This is a genomic window from Flavobacteriales bacterium, from assembly GCA_021739695.1.
GTDB lineage: Bacteria > Bacteroidota > Bacteroidia > UBA10329 > UBA10329 > UBA10329.
Genome location: JAIPBM010000026.1, coordinates 17,509 through 39,445, shown reverse-complemented (window position 1 = coordinate 39,445; position 21,937 = coordinate 17,509). Strand labels below are relative to the sequence as shown.

At 44.9% G+C, this 21,937-nt stretch carries 17 protein-coding genes and 1 tRNA gene; 7 read left to right on the top strand and 11 right to left on the bottom strand.

The window, feature by feature from the left end; all coding sequences use genetic code 11:
• Both K9J17_14580 and K9J17_14575 read right to left on the bottom strand, forming a co-directional pair.
• Complete coding sequence (locus K9J17_14580; protein MCF8277956.1) at positions 1–1,089, bottom strand: GNAT family N-acetyltransferase; 1,089 nt, start codon at positions 1,087–1,089, stop codon at positions 1–3.
• The gene (locus tag K9J17_14575; GenBank protein MCF8277955.1) at positions 1,058–1,909 is read right to left on the bottom strand and encodes a polysaccharide deacetylase family protein; all 852 of its coding nucleotides are present in this window, start codon (positions 1,907–1,909) and stop codon (positions 1,058–1,060) included. The genes K9J17_14580 and K9J17_14575 overlap by 32 nt, the downstream gene beginning before the upstream one ends.
• Before the next feature lie 76 nt (positions 1,910–1,985).
• Here K9J17_14575 and K9J17_14570 point away from each other — a divergent pair, with 76 nt between their 5' ends.
• From K9J17_14570 to K9J17_14560, 3 genes are all read left to right on the top strand, one after another.
• Positions 1,986–2,960, top strand: a complete 975-nt coding sequence (locus tag K9J17_14570) for a putative sulfate exporter family transporter (protein ID MCF8277954.1) — start codon at positions 1,986–1,988, stop codon at positions 2,958–2,960.
• Positions 2,961–3,154: 194 nt separating this feature from the next.
• Positions 3,155–3,751, top strand: coding sequence for an FKBP-type peptidyl-prolyl cis-trans isomerase (locus K9J17_14565; GenBank protein MCF8277953.1), 597 nt, complete (start codon positions 3,155–3,157; stop codon positions 3,749–3,751).
• A 1-nt stretch (position 3,752) separates the two neighbouring features.
• Positions 3,753–4,454, top strand: a complete 702-nt coding sequence (locus tag K9J17_14560) for an FKBP-type peptidyl-prolyl cis-trans isomerase (GenBank protein MCF8277952.1) — start codon at positions 3,753–3,755, stop codon at positions 4,452–4,454.
• Here the strand turns inward: K9J17_14560 and K9J17_14555 are convergent.
• The 7 genes from K9J17_14555 to K9J17_14525 form a co-directional block, all read right to left on the bottom strand.
• On the bottom strand, positions 4,444–5,553 hold the full coding sequence (locus K9J17_14555) for a hypothetical protein (GenBank protein MCF8277951.1): 1,110 nt from the start codon (positions 5,551–5,553) through the stop codon (positions 4,444–4,446). The genes K9J17_14560 and K9J17_14555 overlap by 11 nt on opposite strands.
• 26 nt (positions 5,554–5,579) lie before the next feature.
• Positions 5,580–6,653, bottom strand: a complete 1,074-nt coding sequence (locus tag K9J17_14550; GenBank protein MCF8277950.1) for a M42 family metallopeptidase — start codon at positions 6,651–6,653, stop codon at positions 5,580–5,582.
• 174 nt (positions 6,654–6,827) lie between these two features.
• Positions 6,828–6,900, bottom strand: a tRNA-Lys gene (locus K9J17_14545).
• 112 nt (positions 6,901–7,012) lie between these two features.
• Entirely contained in the window at positions 7,013–8,236 is a 1,224-nt protein-coding gene (locus K9J17_14540) for a bifunctional 3,4-dihydroxy-2-butanone-4-phosphate synthase/GTP cyclohydrolase II (protein MCF8277949.1), read from the bottom strand.
• A gap of 47 nt (positions 8,237–8,283) precedes the next feature.
• A complete protein-coding gene (locus K9J17_14535; protein ID MCF8277948.1) occupies positions 8,284–9,555 on the bottom strand; it encodes a dihydroorotase in 1,272 nt (423 codons plus the stop codon).
• A 3-nt stretch (positions 9,556–9,558) separates the two neighbouring features.
• On the bottom strand, positions 9,559–11,589 hold the full coding sequence (locus K9J17_14530; protein ID MCF8277947.1) for a BatA domain-containing protein: 2,031 nt from the start codon (positions 11,587–11,589) through the stop codon (positions 9,559–9,561).
• Positions 11,590–11,700: 111 nt separating this feature from the next.
• Positions 11,701–13,770 carry an HDIG domain-containing protein gene (locus K9J17_14525; GenBank protein ID MCF8277946.1) on the bottom strand — a complete coding sequence of 690 codons (2,070 nt, stop codon included), beginning with the start codon at positions 13,768–13,770 and terminating at the stop codon, positions 11,701–11,703.
• A gap of 110 nt (positions 13,771–13,880) precedes the next feature.
• Here K9J17_14525 and K9J17_14520 point away from each other — a divergent pair, with 110 nt between their 5' ends.
• Both K9J17_14520 and K9J17_14515 read left to right on the top strand, forming a co-directional pair.
• Positions 13,881–15,059 carry an acetyl-CoA C-acyltransferase gene (locus tag K9J17_14520; GenBank protein MCF8277945.1) on the top strand — a complete coding sequence of 393 codons (1,179 nt, stop codon included), beginning with the start codon at positions 13,881–13,883 and terminating at the stop codon, positions 15,057–15,059.
• Between the two features lie 95 nt (positions 15,060–15,154).
• Complete coding sequence (locus K9J17_14515) at positions 15,155–15,871, top strand: C40 family peptidase (GenBank protein ID MCF8277944.1); 717 nt, start codon at positions 15,155–15,157, stop codon at positions 15,869–15,871.
• Here the strand turns inward: K9J17_14515 and K9J17_14510 are convergent.
• Positions 15,868–16,269, bottom strand: coding sequence for a hypothetical protein (locus K9J17_14510; protein ID MCF8277943.1), 402 nt, complete (start codon positions 16,267–16,269; stop codon positions 15,868–15,870). The two genes, K9J17_14515 and K9J17_14510, sit on opposite strands and share 4 nt — an antisense overlap.
• Before the next feature lie 117 nt (positions 16,270–16,386).
• On the opposite strand from K9J17_14510, the gene K9J17_14505 reads away from it, so the two are divergent.
• Positions 16,387–19,212, top strand: coding sequence for a histidine kinase (locus K9J17_14505; protein MCF8277942.1), 2,826 nt, complete (start codon positions 16,387–16,389; stop codon positions 19,210–19,212).
• 116 nt (positions 19,213–19,328) lie between these two features.
• On the opposite strand, the gene K9J17_14500 is transcribed toward K9J17_14505, so the two are convergent.
• Positions 19,329–20,849, bottom strand: a complete 1,521-nt coding sequence (locus tag K9J17_14500) for a hypothetical protein (protein ID MCF8277941.1) — start codon at positions 20,847–20,849, stop codon at positions 19,329–19,331.
• A 189-nt stretch (positions 20,850–21,038) separates the two neighbouring features.
• Here K9J17_14500 and K9J17_14495 point away from each other — a divergent pair, with 189 nt between their 5' ends.
• Positions 21,039–21,824 (top strand): LytTR family DNA-binding domain-containing protein, encoded by a 786-nt coding sequence (locus tag K9J17_14495; GenBank protein MCF8277940.1) that lies wholly within the window; start codon positions 21,039–21,041, stop codon positions 21,822–21,824.
• Positions 21,825–21,937: the final 113 nt, after the last annotated feature.

Here is a 21,937-nt window from a genome sequence, read left to right as displayed (position 1 = left end):
CTAAAAAACGTCCCAATCGCCCAGTGTGAGCAACCAGTTGTCTTTCGTTTGAATTGGTTTTGCATCTAAGTTGCTGCAACTTCTGCTTAACAGGTTCAATACACGCGGATTCACTTTTTCTGGAATGGCAACAAAGCCGATCTTTTTAAGCGAAGAAAGGGCCGGAGCAATGGCCGAAACGAATATGAGATTGTATGCCGCGCCCGTTAATGATTGGTCTTTCCTGACTTGATCAATAAGATATGTGAGTGATTGTTCTTTCCCGTTGATATGTGCAAAATCCATAATGAGTAAGGACGGATTTCCAAGCATTTCATCTTCTTTCACTACTACAACGGCTGACAGTTTTCCGTCTTCGCGAAGTGCCAGCATGTGATGTTTTCCACGGGCAGACCGAAGATATCGCCAATCTAGCCAGGCTTTGTCTCTGATCAAATGTGCAGGAAATGAAGCTGCGTATTGTTCGAAAAGCGCCTCAACTTCGTCAGTCACTTCCGTGATTTTCTCCACAAATGCATTCTTGATCCGGATGTTTTTAGAGAATAGGTTGATGGTTGCATCTGCAAAAAATCCAATCACCTTTTCGAGCCCCAAAAGATTGATCTTACTTCGGATAATTCCCGAAGAACGCACCGGTCGCAAGTAAGTAGGAACAGAACTTACCACTTCAAAATCATTGTACTTCAGAAAGGTGTGGATGCTTTTATCGTTCGGAAACGTGTAGATCAGATCAACATCAGACTTGTCGAGGTCTTCATTGGCAAATTCAGCGAGTTTTCGAAAAAGTCCAACGCCACGGTAATTCGGGTTTACGGCCACATCCTGAATGTTGCCGATCAATTTCAATTCTCCGTTAACACGGCAACTATAAACAGGAACATGGTAATAGCCAATGATGCGATTGTCATCCCAAGCGGCATAAACGTAGCTCTTACCAGTTGGAAGCTGTTTGTATTGCCAATCCCAATATGTCTGGTTGTAAATTTCAACGTTGTGCGCTCCGACTTCCGTCAGAATATGTCGAATTTCCTGAAGCAGCAGCGCTTGCTGTTCGGGTTCAATCCTTGAGAATCTCAATGCTATACTCATTGATCTCTCTTTTCGATTTGTACGCTTTCACAACGTTGCTTACCGTGTCAAATTCAAACTGGCCGAGCAGTTTATCGGTAAACGGAATGGTTTTACTTAAACGTGTGTAATGCGTGATTTTCGCTTTTCGTTCCATTTCCACCACAGGATGATGTGGGTCGTATTCCCACGGATGAATGTAGAACATGTTAGCCTTCCCGTCCTTTGCTCGCTGCTTCAGTCCGTTGCTAGTAAGCATGTAAGGGAAAAGACGGAAATACGCACCACCGATGCCGAGGTTTTTCGTGAGCATTTTGAAGGTGGAAACAGGAAACTCTGTCATTCCATTCTCCTTGATCACAAAAATTTCATCTGGAGTTGTAGAAATGCCATAACGCCATGTTTTTACGGGCGAAATCGAACAATCTATGGTGTAGCCTTCTTCTTTAAGAATATCCAAAGCCCACAAGGATTTGTTGGTGACCGAAAAGAACGGTGCGCGATAGGCGACCACTTCAGTTCCTGAAATATCCTCTAGAACCTTTTTGGTCCTTCTTATTTCTTCGCGGAAAGCTTCTGGACTCAGGTCATAAACCTTCTCGTGCGAGTAGCCGTGCGAGGCCATTTCGTGGCCAGCATCTGTTATCTGTTTAATGAGTTCTGGATATTTTTCACCTATCCAACCCAAAGTGAAAAACGTGCCTTTGGTGTTGTGCTTGTCCAAAAGCGCTAATAAAGGGTCCAAACCTTTTCTAATTCGCTCCGTGTGTTGGTTCCACGAACTGAATGGAAGTTCAATTCCCTGATACCAATCTTCCAGATCTACGCTGAATGCATTCATGTGGGAAAGTTATAGAATTACTCACGTAATCAACCTCGATTGACAATTCAGTTCTACTAGATTTGACGCTTCTTAGATGCAGAATTTCAAAACAAAGATTCCTGGATTGCTTGCGTCTTTAGCGATTGCGGTGATGGCCGTGATTGCTTCAACCGTTGTTTCTTCGGTCGGTGCAATATTGATGGCGCTCATTCTCGGAGCGGTAATTGGCAACTTAGGACTTAATACGCGTGTACTGAATTCAGGCTTGAAGTTCGTAGAGAAAACGATTCTGGAACTGGCAATCGTGCTTATCGGTTTTGGATTTGATGGGAAACACCTTTCCGAACTACGAGTTGAATTGATGATTTCATTGGTTGTGGTAGTTACGATGGTGCTTTTTCTTTCTATTCTCTTGGGTAGACTTTTTAAGGTCGATAAGAAACTGAGCATACTTCTTGGAGTTGGCAATGCCATTTGCGGTTCGGCTGCCATTGCAGCAATAGCACCCTTCTTGAAGTCTGATGAAAAGGATATCGGATTATCGCTTGGAGTTATCAATCTACTTGGGGTTATCGGATTAGCTCTTCTTCCAGGTCTTTCTTATTTGCTTTGCTTCTCGGATTTTGAGACCGGAGTTTTGATCGGTGGAACCTTACAGGCTATTGGTCATGTGGCTGCTTCCTCGTTTTCCATGGGAGACACGATAGGATCATGGGCCATGGTAGTAAAAATGGGTCGCGTGTTTTTGCTGATTCCATTGTTGGTCGTCATGTATTTCATTGGGCGCAAAAAATCGGAAGTCGTTGGCAGATTCCCTTGGTTCATACTGGCATTTGCTGCTGCCGTTTACGTAGCACAAACGGGCTTTTTTCCAGATTCATTTATGAAAGGATTAGCTGCAGCAGGAGATTTTGCACTTGCTTTAGCTATGGCTGCAATCGGAATCGGAATTAGGGTAAAGCCGTTGCTCAACGTCAGTGCAAAGGGAATTGCCTTAGGAACTGCATTGTTCGGACTTCAGATATTAATGATTGTTGGCTTGGTCTATTCTCTTCGTCAGTTGGGCTGAGTTCAAAATCGATTTCGGTTCAATTCCGACCTACCGATCGGCAGAATTTGCGTTGAACGCATGTGCGCGGCTAAATCAGGGAATTTGCTAAACGGAAATCACATAACCTTCGGTGATTCACTTAAAAGAAAGTAATATTGCAGCCTCTTAGGAAAAGTTGAATTTACCTTCAACTTTGGGTTAAAAATCAAAGAATGATATCAGAAAAAGAGCGGTTGGGTTACGCGCTAGGGCTGAACATAGCTAAAAACCTTCAGGAAACAGGATTCGAAGACTTCGATTATGGAGCTTTTCGCGATGCCTTGGAAGATCATTACACAAGAAGTGAATTGAAGCTTTCTGTGCCAGAAGTAAATGATACGTTGAAGAATGCAATGGCCAAAATACAGGCCGAAAAACATGGTCCAGTATTGGAAGAAGGTTTGAAGTTTTTGGAAGAGAACGCCAAGCGTGATGAAGTGAATGTTACTGCCAGCGGGTTGCAATATCGTGTCATGCAATCTGGTTCTGGAAAATCTCCAAAACCAACCGATCAGGTAACCACGCATTACCACGGAAAATTGATTGACGGAACCGTTTTCGATAGTTCTGTGAACAGAAATTCCCCAGCTACGTTTCCTGTCAATGGCGTAATTGCAGGATGGCAAGAAGCTTTGCCAATGATGAAAGAGGGCGATAAATGGGAACTTTTCATTCCTTATAATTTGGCCTATGGCGAAAATGGCGCTGGAGGAAGCATTCCTCCGTTTGCCACATTGATTTTTGAAGTTGAACTTATAACCGTTAATTGATATGAAAAATTGGATTGGATTACTTGCTGTTGCTGCTTTCATGAGCGCTTGCAACACTCAAAACTCAGATAAGGATGTAAAGCTTACAACCTTCGAAGACTCAATCAGCTTCGCTATTGGTACCGATGTCGGGTTGGACATTAAAAATGGCGTCAAAGCACAGGAAATGGACAGCATGCTTAATGCAGAGTTAATCATTGCTGGATTTAGAAATGCCTACATGAATGATAGTGCCCGATTCAGTAAAGAAGATTCGCAAAAGATCATTTCTGCCTTTTTGCAAAAGAAGCAAGATGAAATGGCAGGTAAGAATTTGGCTGCTGGCCAAGCTTTCTTAGGCGAAAATCAAGGAAAAGCAGGAGTTGTGACAACTGAAAGTGGACTTCAATACATTGTATTGAAAGAAGGAGAAGGAACAGCTCCAACCTTGGCAGATCAGGTAATGGTTCATTACACTGGAAAATTGCTGAACGGAGAGGTTTTCGACAGCTCGTACGAGAGAAATGAGCCAGTTACCTTTTATGTAAGAAGCGTTATTCCTGGTTGGACTGAAGCTATGCAATTGATGAAGCCAGGTGCTGAATACAAACTTTTCATTCCTTCAAACTTGGCCTATGGCGAACAAGGAAATCCACGCGGTGGAATTGAACCGAATTCAGTGTTGATCTTCGATGTGAAATTGATCGAAGTGATCAAGCCGTAAGACTTCGATTAAGTACAGAATTTTCTATTAGTAAGGCCCTATTTAGGGCCTTACTTGTATAACGGAGGTGGAACATCGGATTGTCAGCCAGTTTTTGCGCTATTGCGTTTTCAAAAGCGGTGATCATTCCGGCATGGAAGAAAAAGAAACCATGATCATTCAACGCATCTTCGATGCTTGTCTTTGCTGCTGGAATTTCCATCCCAAGTTTCATGGCTGCGTTTTCTAGCAGAATGCGATTCATTCCAGTCGCGGTAGCAATTCTCTGCAGAATATCTGCTTTAACCTTCGCTTCCAATCTCAACCTGTATTGTTCTGGAAGCATTGGTATCAATCGAGAAACATGATAGAGAATCAATTCCGTAGTCGGATAATTCGGAGCAGAGTAGAAGGGAAGCGAACTGTGCTCGTCATTCGATATTACTTCTAAAATGAATTGAAGCGTATCTCGATCATATTCGTTCAGTTCAGGTTCACTGAAGTGCTTTAGGATCACTCGCATCAAGTTACTGAGCACACAGATATCAAACTCGATGTACATCTCCTTCCCAAAAAAAGTAGAGTAACATTTTAAGTTCCGATATTTTGGTAACGGATTGTAAGCCTTTTTGTACGCCAGATTCGCATGCTGTTTCAGTTTCTCCCGTAGCTGCGAAACGCGACTTTTGTCGGCATTTTCGGTTAAGAAAACCAAAGCTGTGTCATCTACATCATCCGGGATCTGAAAATGCCGATAACGATGCATCAACACACCGTTCGGAAAATGCCTGCTTGGTTTGGTCTGCCAGAAATTGTAAGTATCCAGCCCATCTTTGTTCTTGAAAAGCTGAAAATTAGCTTTCGCGGCTGTTATTATCCTGTCGGTAATGTTTCTTTCCGATTCAGAAAGCGCGCTTTCAGCACCTTGCAGTAAATGAACAATGGAAGCAGTGAAAAACAGATTATCGTCTTCCCGCTTGTACGGAAGGAAAGGATGATAACGCTGAGATGGAAATATCCCATCCGAATAGATGGAATTGCCTGTCGATTGAAGTCGTTCAAGCTCAAGAAGTTGAGCTTCCACCGAAAATGATTTCCCTGTTCTCTCCACGTTGGACATGCAGGGCGCAAGTTAGCCTGTTTAGGCTACTTCATGGTATATCTGAAATCGTGTCCGCTCTCTAATTGTAGTAGCGTTTCGTAAATCAATTTGATCACGTTGTCCACGTCATCCTTATGTACCGATTCAACTGTTGTGTGCATGTATTTCAAAGGAAGAGAAATCAGAGCAGAAGCAACTCCTTCGCCAGAGTATGCAAACGCATCAGTATCTGTACCAGTGGCACGCGTAGCAGCAGCACGCTGGAACGGGATTTTCTTATTCTCTGCGGTATCGATGATCATGTTCAGCAAGTTGTTCTGAACAGCTGGTCCGTAAGTCAAAACGGGGCCTTTTCCTGCGGTAAGGTCGCCTTGGGATTTCTTCTCATACATTGGAGTTTGCGTGTCGTGGCACACATCCGTAATGATGGCCACATCAGGCTTTATTCTGCGAGAGATCATTTCAGCACCGCGTAATCCGATCTCTTCTTGAACGGCATTAACGATGTAGAGACCAAACGGTAGTTTCTTCTTTTTCTCTTTCAGTAATCTTGCTACTTCAGCAATGATGAAGCCGCCTACACGGTTATCTAACGCACGACCAACGATGTATCGGTCATTTAGCATCGTCATTTCATCCACAAACGTGACGACCGAACCAACATGAATTCCTTTCTCCTCAACTTCTTCTTTTGAGTTGCAACCTGTGTCAATGAATATGTTGGAAAGGCTTGGCGATTCTTCTTTCTGCGGGTTTCTAACGTGAATGGCTGGCCATCCAAAAACGCCTTTTACGATTCCTTTCTTGGTGTGGATGTTCACACGCATAGAAGGTGCTATCTGATGATCAGAACCACCATTTCTGCGAACGTAGATCAAACCTTCCTTAGAGATGTAGTTCACAAACCACGAAATTTCATCAGCGTGCGCCTCAATAACTACTTTGTATTCAGCCTTTGGATTGATGATGCCGACCACTGAGCCATATACATCGGTGTAAAACTCATCGATGTAGGGTCGGAGATAGTCTAGCCAGATCTGTTGACCCGAAGATTCGAATCCGGTTGGTGAAGCATTGTTCAAATATGTTCTCAGAAAATCAAGGCTTTGGCTACGCATATCTATTAGTTTGTTCTACGGAATTCCCACAAATATAAAGTTCGATGTTAGAAAAAGAAATTTCATTGCATCCTAACTTTATTGAATGACATTTCTATGACGCTTTTTTTTGGTGGACCACAAAAGTTGGTCAAAAAAAAACTCCTATGCCAATAAGCAAAGGAGTTTAGAAAGTGACCCGACTGGGGCTCGAACCCAGGACCCTAACATTAAAAGTGTTATGCTCTACCAGCTGAGCTATCGAGTCTAATTGCCTTTTTTAAAGCGGTGGCAAATATATACCCTTGGGTTTGGAAATACAACCCAATTTAACGATTCGTTAAAATTGTTCTGTATCCCTTTGTTTATAGGGCTTTCAGCTACTTTTCAACCTTTATTGAATGCCCCATTTTATCGCGTTTGGTCTGTAGATAAAAGCGATTATGGTCATTTGCTTCTATCTCAATCGCAACAGAATCGACAATTTCCAGACCGTAACCGAGCAATCCGGTGCGCTTTTTCGGATTGTTGCTCATCAATTTCATCTTGGTCACACCAAGATCGCGAAGTATCTGCGCTCCAATTCCGTAATCACGCTGATCCATTTCAAATCCGAGAGCAAGGTTGGCTTCCACGGTGTCCATTCCTTTTTCTTGCAATTCGTAGGCTTTGAGTTTGTTCAGAAGTCCGATTCCGCGTCCTTCTTGATTCATGTAAACCACAACACCTTTTCCAGCTTCTTCCACCATTTTCATGGCAGCATGCAGTTGCGGACCGCAATCACATCGGCATGAACCGAAAATATCGCCTGTAACACAAGAGGAATGAACACGAACAAGAATTGCCTCGTCATCTTCCCACGTTCCTTTTACCAATGCAAGGTGCATCTGATCGTTGGTGGTCTGTCTGTACGCTACAAGTTTGAAATCACCCCATTCGGTCGGCATTTCTACTCCGATCTGACGTTCGATCAGTGATTCATGCTTCACACGATATTCAATCAGATCTTTAATAGAAACGAGTTTGAGATTGAATTTCTTTGCAATCTCAACCAATTGAGGAAGACGCGCCATGGTGCCGTCTTCGTTCATGATCTCCACAATAACGCCAGCAGCCTCAAAACCTGCCAAACGCGCAAGGTCGATGGACGCTTCCGTGTGTCCAGCTCTACGCAGTACGCCACCTTTTTTGGCTTTCAATGGAAAGATATGCCCAGGTTTTCCTAATTCTTCCGGGCGAGTTTCTGGGTTGATGAGTGCTTTTACAGTCTGAGCACGGTCGCTGGCAGAAATACCTGTGGTACAACCATGACCGATAAGGTCAACTGAAACTGTGAATGGCGTTTCGTAAGCTGCATTGTTGTTCTGAACCATCAGTTCTAGTCCAAGTTCTACGCAGCGATCTTCCACCAACGGGGCACAGATCAATCCGCGCCCATGGGTTGCCATGAAATTGATCATTTCGGGGGTGACCGAACGTGCGGCAGCTACAAAATCTCCTTCGTTTTCGCGGTCTGCATCGTCAACAACAATAACGATCTTTCCGTCTTTAATGTCTTGAATAGCAGATTCAATGCTATCAAGTTGTATGTCTAAGTCAGTCATTTTCTGAAATTGGGCGCAAAGGTACTCAATCGAAACACCTTATCTTGTTAACTGTTCAGGTACAATTGCCCGTTATTGATAATGGCAACAGGAAGTCCGGTCAGTTCTTTGCCGATAAGTGGCGAATTCTTGGAGAGACTTTTAATGTCTTTCTTCTCGTAAACCCATTTTAGAGAAGGGGTGAAAACGGTCAGTTCGGCCACGCTACCTTCATTGATAGTTGGTGATTTCAAATTCAGCACTTTCCTTGGGCCAGAAGTGAAGCGTTCGATGATGGCTTCTAGATCCATTGTTCCCGAAAGCGCTTCGAGCACAACAGAAAATGCAGTTTCAAGGGCAATGATTCCTGGTTCTGCTTTGCTGAATTCAGAGAATTTCGCTTCGATCTCGTGCGGTTCATGGTCGGAAATGATGGCATCCAGCGTTCCATCTTTCAAACCTGCTTTCAGCGCATCAATGTGCTCTTGATCGCGGAACGGAGGGACAACTTTGTAGTTCGAGTTAAAATCTGCCGTGGAATCATCGCGTATGGCTAAATGGTGCGCAGGAACGCTAGCCGTTACCTTCAATCCTTTCGCTTTTGCTTGCCGAATAAGACTGACCGAACCTTTGGTTGTGATGTGCGAAAAGTGAACAGGCACGTTCGCATATTCAGCCAAATAGATGTCTCGCGTTACCATCAACTCTTCTGCTAATGCAGGAATTCCCATCATTCCGATGCTTGTGTTAGCAATGCCTTCGTGCATTTGCCCGCCTGCAGCCAATTTCGCATCCTGACAAAAACTGTACATGGTCAGATCCAAATTTCGTCCGTAGAGAAAAGCAAGATTCTGAAGTTTTGAATTGCCGATGGAGTGTTTTCCGTTGCTCACGGCAACTGCTCCAGAAGTTTGCATATCAAACATTTCTGCCAGTTCTTCACCTTTCAGCCCTTTGGTCACGGCTCCAATTGGTAATGCGTTCACCGCGTGTCCGGCAGCCTTATTCAAAAGGTAACGAATGGCCGATTTGTCATCAACCGCAGGCAATGCCTCAGGAGAAATGGCGACTCCTGTAAATCCACCTTGTGCGGCAGCATTCAATCCAGAATCAATGTCTTCCTTGTATTCTCTGCCTGGATCGCCAAACGTGGCGTAGAGGTCAATCCATCCCGTTGAAACATGAAGGTCATCTCCTTCGATGATCTCTTCAATTCCTTCAGGATCAAGGTCTTTGCCAATGGTTGTAATTACTCCATCGGTTATCAGAATGTCTAATACTTTTCCGTTGTGTTCAGAGTTCGGGTCCACAATTTTGGTGGCGCGTAAGAGTATTTGCATGATCTATAGAATTCTTATCAATACCGTTTCAAACAGAAGGCAAAGCAGCGCCAATATCAAGAACAATCGCCAAAGCTGTTTGCCATCGTGAAGTTCTTGAACCTGGTTGGCCAGCGTTTCTGCGCTGCCTTCCACAATTTTCAAATGCGTTATTCCAAGATCGCTGGCCAATGCTTCCAGCTCATCAATAGAAAGAAAATCCATGTCACTTTCCGTTCTATCGAAATTGAAACTGATGGCTTGAATGGTGTCAGCTTTTTCTGAGCGCAGCAGATATTGACCATCTTGCTTGATCTGATCATGGACATAAAGCCCATTTCCTTCGGCACGCGCAACCCTTTCTGGAATAAAGGCCACTTTTCCATCCGTACTCGTAATTTCCATGATTTCTGAACTCTCCAGTCTTGAATTCGTACTTATCAGATCGTTTGCTCCGATCACTTCTGCGCTTACGCTATTCAAAACGCTATTCAGGGCGATATTGTAAAAGGTTGGAACAAACAGTGCGTGGCGCTGGAGATTGGTCCATGAATCCTTCAATGGCGTTGTAAGCACATAGCTGTATCCTTTACCTTTGCTATAGGCAGTTAGCAGCGCTTGGCCATCTTGCAAGGTCATCAGCCTTTCGGCAGAAGAAGTGATGCTTGATAAACTTCGGAAATGTTTGCTAGTGGCCGGAAGATCAATCCGTTCTTCCCATTCGGTGAAAACATTTTTAAAAACCTGACTCTTAAGATTTACACCTTCTACCTTCAGTTTAGAACTGTCTAAACCAGAAAGCTGATCGGCACCAATGGCCAAAAGAAGCTCGTTGGTTGAGTTCATCTCAGGTTTTTCGGATGGAATGAACAGTAGACTTCCGCCATCGGCAACAAATTTCATCAGTTCTTGGATCATTCCAGACGAGAAGGAGGAAAGCTCGTTGCAAATGAGCAGATCGGTTGTTTTCAGTAGGGCATAATCCAATCCGCCATCAGAAACCTGAGTGGTACGGAAGTTAGGTTCTGAATCGAACAATTTGCTGATTGAGTTAGAGGCCGATTTGCCGTTTATGCTCAGCACGTTGATCTGATTGGTCAAATTGAACGACAGGTAATAGTGATCATCGTAGGTGATCGGATAATCTTGAATGGAAACTTCTGCAAACTGAACACCAGTGTTTGCATTGGTGAAAGACAGCTGAACGATCTCAAAACTTTGGGCAGAAATATTCGCAGTTCCAACCGCACGCTGCACACCATTCAAGTTCAATTTAACAGATAGGTTTTCAACTTCTGCATCGCCTGCATTTCTCACTCGCACATTCAAATTATCTGGCTGTAGCGGAAGTCGTGATGGAGAGTCGAACCAACAGCTATCGATGTAAAGATTCGTTTCAATCTGTGGGTTTGTTGGAACGATGTAAACGTTTAATAATGAATCGGATATAGATTTTTTTGGCGAGGCCGTATTTCGTTGCAGGTCGGAAATGAAGTACAGACTTGATGGTTCTTCGGCATCAAAAACACTACTTGTCCGCGAAACAACATCATCAAAAGATCTTGGTTGAGGAGATGATTGAATGGAGGCAACTTCGTTCTTGAATTCCTCGAAGGAAAGATTTCGGAAATGACCAGGGTCAAAGTCATTCGTTAACACCCGAAGTTCCGCACCATTCGCGTAAGCAGAACCGATCTCTATCGCCTTAGCTTTCGCCTCTTCCAGCAGGTTTCCAGCCTCGCCTTCGGAATTCATACTGAACGAATTATCGATGTAAACGACCACTGAATTGGCATTCTTCTCATTGCCCGTTCCGGTTGGAATAAAGGGCCGAGCAAATGCCATAACCAAAAAAGCTATGGCCAAAATGCGCGAAAGAAGAATGAGCAGATTCTTGAGTTTGTTCCTGCTTTTGGTCTCAATCTCCACATCTTTCAGAAAGCGGATGTCAGAGAAATAGATTTTCTTGAATCGCCTGAAATTGAATAAATGGATAATGATCGGAACCGAAATCGCAGCGAGTGCAAAAAGGAATTCGGGATAGGCGAAACTCATTAAAGCGCGAAGGTAATAGAAAAGCCCCCTTGAACTCCCAAAGGGGGAAACATGTGTAAAAAGTTTTTGGTGGCGAAATCCTCCCGTTTGGGGAGTTAGAGGGGCTATCCCTTAACTTGGGTATTCCACACGAACGTGATAAATGTTCAAGAGCTTTTTCTTGAAGATGCTGCGCACCTCCGAGATATCGCGGAGCGTGATGTTGGCCCGATCAAATTGTCCTTCGCTGAATTGGCGATCAATAATGCCATCTACCAGTTTGGCCACCGATTCGGTCGTGTATTCTGAAAGGCTGCGCGATGCGGCTTCAATACTATCTGCCATCATCAGAACAGCCATTTCCTTGGTGAAGGGTTTTGGTCCGGGATAACTGAAATGCTCCTTGTCCAATTCGCCTTCGGGGAAATTATGGAGGTACGAACGGTAGAAATACTGGACGGTTGAAGTGCCGTGATGTGTTCGGATGAAATCGATCAATTGCTCTGGAAGATTATTGTTTTTGGCCAATTCAATGCCTTTGATCACGTGGTTGATGATGATCTTGGCGCTTTCCTCGAAGGAAAGATCATCGTGCGGATTGACGCCCGTCACCTGATTCTCGATAAAGTACATGGGCGCATAAAGCTTTCCAATGTCGTGATACAAAGCGCCAGTTCTAACTAGAAGGGCGTTACCACCGATCTCGTAAATGGCAGTTTCGGCCAAACTGGCCACTTGTAATGAATGCTGAAATGTGCCAGGCGCTTCTGAAGCCATTTGGCGCAAAAGTGCATGGTTGGTGTTGTTCAGTTCGAGCAGCGTTACATCTGAAATGAACCCGAACAATTTTTCAAAAAGATAGATGAGCGGGTAGGCGAGAAGCGTCAGTCCAACGCTTCCTCCAAACCAAATGAACATGGTAAGGTCGATGTTCTTCACATCGCCTTCCTGCATCACAGCAATACTGAAATAGCTTGCGCTGAAGGTGACGAAAACGATGAGCATGGAAACAAACAGCTGCGAACGGTTCTGTAGACTGATGAGCGAGAAAATGGCAATGATGCCCGCAATCAGTTCTAAGAACATGAACTCGAATCCATTTGGTGCTTGAAACCCGATGATGATCAGCGTTACGATGTGCGCAAAAAGAGCAATCCGACTATCGAAGAAACTCCGAACGATGACCGGTACCAGACAGAATGGAACCAAGTACAGGTTCACATTCGGGATGCGCTGAACCAAACTGGAAGTGATCACCATTCCAACGATCAACATCAACAGAAAGCTCACTTGCGAATTGTTCTGCGCCAGATCGGTTCGGTATTTCACCAAAAAGATGAAGAACATGACCAGCACGATGGAAACCATGATGAGCTGACCAAGAAGAATGAGATAGAAACTCTCCGATGACCCTAATCTTGATTGGTATTCATTGCGCAACGATTCCAAGACAAGGAAATTCTCTCCATCAACCATGTCGCCTCTGCTGATCACCATCAGCCCTTTCGGAATCATTCCACGCGTGTCAGAAATAGATTTAAGTTCCTCATCCAGCACACGTTCTGTGGTCAATTCATCGTAGATCACATTCTGAACCAGAATTTCGGAAAGCACTTTTGCCAGAAGGTCGGTTTCTAAGCCATTTCGCTTGTCTAGGTCGGTCCTAATTTTGGAATAGGCTGTTTGAACGGTGTGAAACTGATCGAGTTGAACCACCGATGCCGTGTTTCCTTTAAGTAGATAGACCACACGTCCATTGGCCACGCCATCAAAAGCATCGGTCTTTCTAAGGATTCCTTTGGTGTAAATACTGTTCAGAACCAGTTTACCTGCCTGCAGGTTCTTGTCCAATTTGCTCAGTTGCCGTGCTTTGGATGAATCAGGGTTGAACTCAGCCGCGAACCGCTTTTCGAATTCCTGCATTGCCCGTTCTTCCGCCTGCTCGTCAAGGCTCAGGTATATTTTTGAATGGTCTTTGAGCTGTTTGATCTCTGCATCCAGTTCATCTTTAGGTTTCTCAATGGCAAAGTCGAAGGGTGCTACCAGATCTTCGTGGCTCCATGGCCTTCCTTTCTGATACTCGTATTTGAACTTACCTTCTTTAGGAAGCAGAAAAACGATGAACAGTCCTGCTACAACGAACAAAAGCACACGCTGCAGGCGCTCGTGATTGTTGCGTATGTCTGAAAAGAAACTGTTCATTTGAGAGCCACTAATCTAAGCGAATTATTGCGGTTGTGGTAGGTCGGGTAGATGTCATTCCGTGTGGAGCAGAAATCACTACTTTCGCACGAAATCAGAAGTTTATAAGGATGAAAGAAGTATATATCGTATCGGCAGTACGAACGCCAATGGGAAGTTTCAATGGAAAGCTTTCTTCTGTGCCAGCTCCAAGATTGGGTGCTGTGGCTATTAAAGGAGCAGTTGCTGCTGCTGGTGTTGACCCAAAAGAAGTTCAAGAAGTATTTATGGGAAACGTGCTTTCGGCAGGTTTAGGACAAGCTCCAGCTCGTCAGGCCTCCATGTTTGCAGGTATTCCTGATTCGGTGCCGTGTACTACAGTGAATAAAGTGTGTGCTTCAGGTATGAAAGCCATCATGTTGGGTGCGCAGAGCATCATGCTTGGAGAAAACGATGTGGTTGTGGCTGGAGGAATGGAGAACATGAGTGCTGTGCCGCATTATCTTCCAGGATCCAGAACAGGAACGAAATACGGAAACATCACCATGATCGATGGTTTGGCACACGATGGTCTTTGGGACGTGTATAACGATTACGCCATGGGAATGGCCGCTGAGCTTTGCGCCAAAGAATGCAACATCAGCCGCGAAGACCAAGATGCGTACGCCATCCAAAGCTACAAGCGCTCAGCTGCTGCTTGGCAAGCTGGTGCTTTTAAGAATGAAATTGTTGGAGTGGAAGTTCCACAAAGAAGAGGCGATGCGTTGGTGATCGATACGGATGAAGAATTCACGAATGTTTTCATGGATAAGATCGCAGGCCTTCGCCCGGCATTCACCAAAGAAGGAACAGTAACAGCTGCCAATGCTTCTACCATGAATGATGGTGCTGCTGCGGTGGTTTTGATGAGTAAAGAGAAAGCAGATGCATTGGGCATTAAACCATTGGCCAAGATCACTTCATTTGCCGATGCTGCTCAAGCACCTGAATGGTTCACGACCACACCTTCCAAAGCTATTCCAAAAGCATTGGACAAAGCAGGTTGGTCAACTTCAGATGTAGATCTGTTCGAGATCAACGAAGCATTCTCAGTTGTGGCTTTGGCCAATAATGAGATCATGAAACTTGATGCAAGTAAAGTGAACGTGAATGGTGGTGCTGTTTCCTTGGGTCATCCACTTGGATGTTCAGGAGCACGAATCATCGTTACACTTGTTCATGCATTGAAGAACAAAGGATTGAAGAAAGGCGCTGCTGGCATCTGCAATGGTGGTGGCGGTGCTAGTGCTCTAACCGTAGAAATCATCTAGATCGTTATTCGCAAATCATTTCATAAGTGGCCACATACGGCATCTGTAATCTAAGCGTCATCCCTTGCAGGGAGGAGCCATCAGACAAAAGTCAGATGGTGACTCAGTTGCTTTTTGGGGAGAGTTTTGAGGTTATCGGTAAACGCAATCAATGGCGCAAGGTGCGTAATGGGCTTGACGGATACGAAAGCTGGATAGACGAGAAGCAGTTTGTAGAGATAGACAAGAATGCATTCGATGCCCTGAACAGGAACATTCCGGTCTGTGCTTCAGATATCGTTCAATTGGTGAAACACGAACAATCAGGTTCGATGGTTCCGATTGTGGCCGGAAGTTCACTTCCAAATTATCTTCAAGGTCATATTGCGTTTGGCAATGAATCGTATGAGTTTGATGGAGAGATCAATCATCCAGACCCAGATGAAGCACGTAAGCAATTGGTAGAATTTGCGATGGTCTATCGCAATGCACCTTATCTCTGGGGCGGTCGTTCGCCTTTCGGTATTGATTGTTCCGGACTGATGCAGGTCTTGTATAAAATGGTGGGAATTCCGCTACAACGAGATGCCTACCAACAGGCCGAAGAAGGCTATACGCTCAGCTTTGTAGAAGAAGCGGAACTAGGCGACCTTGCTTTCTTCGATAATGACGAAGGAAAGATCATCCATGTAGGTATGATGGTCGGACAGAATGCCATTATCCATGCTGCTGGTAAGGTTCGAGTAGATAAACTCGACCATCAAGGCATCTTCAATGTGGATACAGGTAAATACACGCACAAACTGCGCTTGATACGAAGGGTGCTGGATTAGATCGCTCGCATCCGATTGTTCTTCGGATTGTGTTCGATCTCGCATAGTCCTAATTCCTCCATCAATGGCGGCATGTACATGCCAAAACGTCCACGGAAGTTCTTCTTCAATCCATACCACCCGCCAATAGGATTATCGGCCGAACGAGCCCAATGCTCCACCGTTCCTGGATTGGTTGCTGGTTTCTCGTCTTTGCTGCCCATCTCCATCCAATCGCCATGTTCCTTTAGCATTTGATGCAGGTCGTTGATGGCGCGGGCATCATAATGCAGTATGGTGGAACCCACTTTGCAGACGATGATCTCCACACCATCTTTTTCGTCTATCCACATTTGATATTCCGATGTTCCGGGTGGGGTTTTCAAATTCCACGGATTGTCTTTTGTTCTTTTTTCCATGATGCAGTTTTTTCAAAGATGCAATGAGTTTCTTAAAGATAGGAGGAAGGTGGTGTTAAATTATTCGATTCATTCGATGGTGAAAAGTGTGTGAGATTGAATCCTTTCTTTGCCCCTGTGAAATTCCTGCTGTCATTTCTTTTTTCGCTTCCGCTATGGCTATGTGCACAGCAACCCTCGCATTATGTGTTGGGCGAGGAAGAATTGGAGGGCGTGGATGTTTATGATATGCTTCATGCTGCGGATGGCAGTTACATGCTGGCCACCAGCAGCGGCCTCATGCAATTTGATGGGTATAGATTTGAACGGTTAGACTGTCCCGACATGCTGCTCAGTTCGGTATTCAACCTCGTGGAGGATACTGACGGGACCGTTTACTGTAATAACCTCAGCGGACAAGTGTTCTACGTGGCTCGCGATTCATGTGGGCTGTTGCTATCCTTGCCAGATAGCATGGTGTCTGCCGATATGAGCATGGAGATGGACGACCGCAATCGTCTCATCATTGCCTCCAAGTATCTGATGGCGGCTTCGGTATCGGGTATCGACCGACTTTCTGAAGCCAACTTCTTCGGCCCTTTGGCAACCATGCCCAATGGTAGCCTGATGACCTATTCATCTGTGCATCGAGCTTTTCTGAATTTGAAGAACGGACAATTGGAAGAATATGAACATCCACTGTCTATCCCTACGGGGTCTGAAATACCAGGCATTATCTGTCAAGGAGATAGAATCTATGTCTATCAGACCAATGAATGCCTGCTATACACCGTAGATGGGCACTTGCTTCTGGACCCTTCGTTGGTCTTAGGTAAACCGAATCTATTTAAGCTTTATAGCAGTTCAGATGGCCTGTGGTTTGCATCCGGCTCGCAGGGTGTGTTACATGCTGATCAACAATTGGAAGTGGGTAATGGCGGAAAGTTCCTTTTTCCCCGTACTATGATATCCACCGTGCTGGAAGACAGGGAAGGAAACATTTTGCTAGGCACATTCGGCAAAGGCATAATGGTTATTCCTAACATGAATACCCTCGACCTGACCATGTCTCAGTTGCAGGAAGACATTATTTCTGTAGCTGGGTCAGAAGACGGAACCTTATATTTCGGTACGCGTTCGGGCAAGCTCCTTGAACGGAATCCCGCAGGCTCATTAAACGTGATCCGTGATGCACAGGTAAAAAGCATGGAAGCGCTGTTCTCTATTGCAGGTCGATACGTTTTAATTGGAGAGACCAACGCGGTGCTTTTAGACCGTACTAAGGTGTCGGAGAGCACCCTGAGCGTTGGCTCGCTGAAAGACATTGCATTGGCCGATACAGATAGAGTCCTGATTGCGTCTAATGCAGGTGCTTACTGGGTACGGATTGCGTCAAGAGAGGTGGAGAAGATAACTGATCTACAGCTTCGCCATTACTGCATTGGCTACGACCCAAGCACCGAGAGTATCTATTCAGGCACTTCCAAAGGCCTTATGATACGGCACCCAAATGGGGCCGTAGACACGAAAAAGCTTCGCGGAAAGGATGTGATCGTACGCGATTTCCTTTCTAGAGATGGAAAGGTGTTTGCGGCAACCGCTGAGAATGGCTTGCTGGTCTTCAAGAACGATTCGCTGGAGGGAGAGTGGGGCAAAAGTACTGGTCTGGTATCCGATAGGCTGACACAATTGGCCATCTATAAGCAATGGTTGGTTGTAGCCACCGCTAACGGTATTCAGTTGCTAGATGTTGATGGGAAAGTGATACGTACCATCAATCAGGCAGATGGGCTGAACGCCATCAAGATACTCGACATGCACGTGAATGGCGATGAACTGTGGGTGGTGCATTCCAGCGGAGTGCAAATGGTGATGCTGGATGCGTTTCAAGCGTTCAGCTATCAACCAACAGTATCACTGAAAAGCGTCATCGTTAATGACAGTCTGAACGTTTCGCTCGCGCAGCACGATTTCAGTCCTGAACAACAACAATTCACCTTTGAGCTAAGCACCAATAGTTTGCGCTACCGCAACGAGATCAGCTATGAATACCGATTGGAGGGAGCGGAAACCAAGTGGCGAACAGCCAGTTATTCCGACAATATCATCGAGTACCGTTCGCTGTCTTCGGGAACGTATACGTTCCGTGTCAAGGCCATTTGCAGAGATAATGTGAGCGAAGAAGTGGCCTACACTTTTACCATTGCCACACCGTTTTACAAGGCGTGGTGGTTCTACGCCTTGGTGCTGATTACTGTAGTCCTGTTACTGGTTCTTTGGTTTAGACGAAGGTTGCGCAGGCGGCAGCTATTGGCCGAACAACAGAACGAACTGAACGCGAGCAAGCTCACTGCCATTCAATCGCAAATGAACCCGCATTTCATCTTCAATTCGCTTAATTCCATTCAAAGTCTGGTGCTGAAAGGCGATGTAGATAACTCCTACACCTACATCACCAAGTTCGCGAATCTCGTTAGGCGCACACTCAATTACTCCGACAAGGAATTCATTGATTTCAGTGAAGAGATCAAACTCATTGAGCTCTATCTGACCTTAGAACAACTGCGTTTCAAAGAGGATTTTCAATTCACCATCAATACTAATGGCATTGAAGATGTGATGATGCCGCCAATGCTCATTCAGCCCTTTATTGAGAACGCGCTGCTCCATGGTCTTCTACATCGAAATGGTGCTAAGCGTATAAACTTAGACTTTGAACTGAGCGATGTGCTCGTTTGTACCATCACCGACAATGGTGTGGGTCGTGCCAAGGCAAAGGCCATCAAAGAACGTCAGCGCTCAGAGCACGAATCGTTCTCTGTCAATGCCATCCGCACCCGATTTGAGATTCTCGGTCGCTACCACAAGGGTGCGCTAGGTTTTACCTACCAAGACCTGATGGAAAACGGTGAAGCGATGGGAACGCGAGTCGTACTTCGAATACCTATTAAGCGGAAGTTTTGATTGCCTACAGAACAACAGAGGCATTCTGAAAGGAACGTTCAGAGAAACTGGTCTACCGATTCGTGTCTCGTCTTAGGAATAGTGTAAAACACAAGCGAAGCGATAAATGACATGCGTTACTTATTCAGCCCGCTCAACTGATCAGGAACACTTTCAGGGAGTTCAAATTTGCCAACTTCAAGGAAGATGTCCTCCGGATTCTCCATTAGATAAAAACGGTCATTTACTCGCTCTATCCTAGTATCCCATCCAGCCACATTTTGCATGTCGTACAAGGGCCAAAGACTTCCAGTCAAGGCAATAGGGCAGTCCTCATCTAAATAACAGGAATTCACACCATCTACAAAGCGCTGAACCCGATCTTCCATTAGGAAGTGACGGAAGTTCATGTCCTCGTTTCCCAAATAGTTCAATTGCCAGAAAACCTGCCATTCTGAAACAAAGGCATTCTTAATTCCACGGTCTTCTAAGGTAGTTTTCAATTCTGTGATGGCCGCCATATCGTTAACTTCAGGTGCCAGCCAAAAACTCACATATCTATCATAACCTGTAGTTGTCGGAACAAGAGAAATGAGAAGTAGCGCTAGGATTACTACCTGCGTACGGATTCTCATCAAAGAGCCATGTTGAACTGCAATCACCACAAGAATGATCATCCATCCTGTATAGAATGGGATAAAATACCTTCCGCCAGCAATACCAAAGATGACAGCTGAAATGGCAGATAATGATGCGCCTATAAGGAGAAGCAACAGCGATTTACGATATGAAGTTGGGCCTTTGAAGATGGAATAACCAAGAATCATACACATGAAGCCGAAAAATATCATGGCCCCGGTTTTTACCAAAACAGGTATCTCGTAAATGTCAGAATAGGAGAAATATCCAGTGAAGTGAGACCAGAATCCCTTAAAGAAATAACTGGAAATCGTATCAAGGTTAAGGCTTCCGAGACCTGGAGGTTTCCAACTGATAGTGTTTTGGTATGCGGGCAATCGAAGTAAGACCAACACGATAAGTCCGGTAGCCAGTGTTAGAATGAAATCCTTGCGGTTCATTTTAAATGCTCGTTGGATGAGCAAAGGAATGAGCACAAGTAGAAAAATGGGCTGTGACACAAAAATCACCGCAGAAATAATAGAAACCGCCATCCAATTCTTACGGTTCCATTGGTCGGATAATATAAGTTGCTCTACAACCAAGGTCAATCCAACAAATGCTGTTATATAACCTCCCCTAAGTTTTGTTCCCCATACTTGCCACGTTGGAAACGTTACGAGGATCAAAGACAAAAGAAGGAAGGAAATAAGCGGAAGCTGCTTCTTACGCAGAACACGAAGCAAGCGCTGGATACCCAGAGAGAACAACAGCATTCCACCAAGCTTAAGGCTTGCAAGGCCACTTCCTAGGAAAGGAATGAATATGGCTGCTGAGAACACCTCAAAAAGTGAAAAACCATATTGTTGCCCATAGAAATATATTGGGATGCCATTTCCGTTGATAAGATCACGGGCCATGATGCCCAAAACTGCCTCATCACCATCAAAGTATACATGATTGCTGAGCAAATAGGGTAATCGTGCCAAAAGCACGAGTGCGAAGGAAAACAACCATTCAACCAAGAATGACCTCTCCAAGAGTGAGTAAAGCTTGTTACTTGAAGTATGAATCAAGGTCTATATTTAGGTTCGAATATAGAACATGCTTTCAATAGTAGCAGAAACGTGGATTGATCTTGTCAGTCAACGTCCTGTGTTCAGAACTGCTTCATGATGCATGGAGAAAGACCACATGGCCATTGCTAAACAAATCGGTTCGTTGATGAAATGGAGAGGCAAGCAGCAGCATATCTGTTTACATTCGCCTCAATGAGCCAGCAGATCACAGCCATTATAGTCGATGACGAAGAAAGCGCACGCAGCATCCTGGCCAATCTGCTTTCGCGATTCTGCCCGAGCATCAACGTGTTGGGCAGCTATTCGAATGTAGAATCAGCGGTGCACAGCATGAATGCGCTCAAGCCGCAGCTTGTATTCCTCGATATTGAGATGCCCAATTACTCAGGCTTCGAGATCGTGAACTTCTTCGAGAAGGTCGATTTTGAGATGGTCTTCATTACGGCTTCCGACAAGTACGCTATCCGCGCCTTCGAAGTATCTGCGGTTGACTACCTGCTCAAACCCATCGACATTGACCGCTTGAAGGAAGCGGTGCAACGGGTTGAAAAACGGATAGGGCAGGGCAGCAGTTTTGACCAGGAACTGCTTACCGAAGCACTTCAAAGCAAAACGGTCAGTCGCATCTCCGTTTCCATCAAAGGCTATCAGACCATTTTGGAAGTGAAGGATATTGTGGCGATTGAAGCTAACGAATCGTACAGTCATATTCATACGGTTGACGGTAGTCAGCATCTGGTAAGCAAGAATCTGAAGCACTTCGAAACCCTCTTGGCCGACAATCCCAACTTCTTCCGAAGCCACAAATCGTGGATGGTGAACTTGGACATGATGGAGAAGTATCAGCGTAGCTCAGGCGACATCCTTCTTAAAGGCGGTCTCGTAGCCAAACTTTCCAAGTATCGGAAGGAGGAGTTTGAAAGTGCCGTTAAATAGATCACTGCAAGGGTAGTCTGAAATCTGGTGTCTCACATTTATCGTCTATCCTCTGTTAATGAACCCGATTGTCCATTCCTAAACGATAATTCCACCAAGCTTTTGTGTAGGAT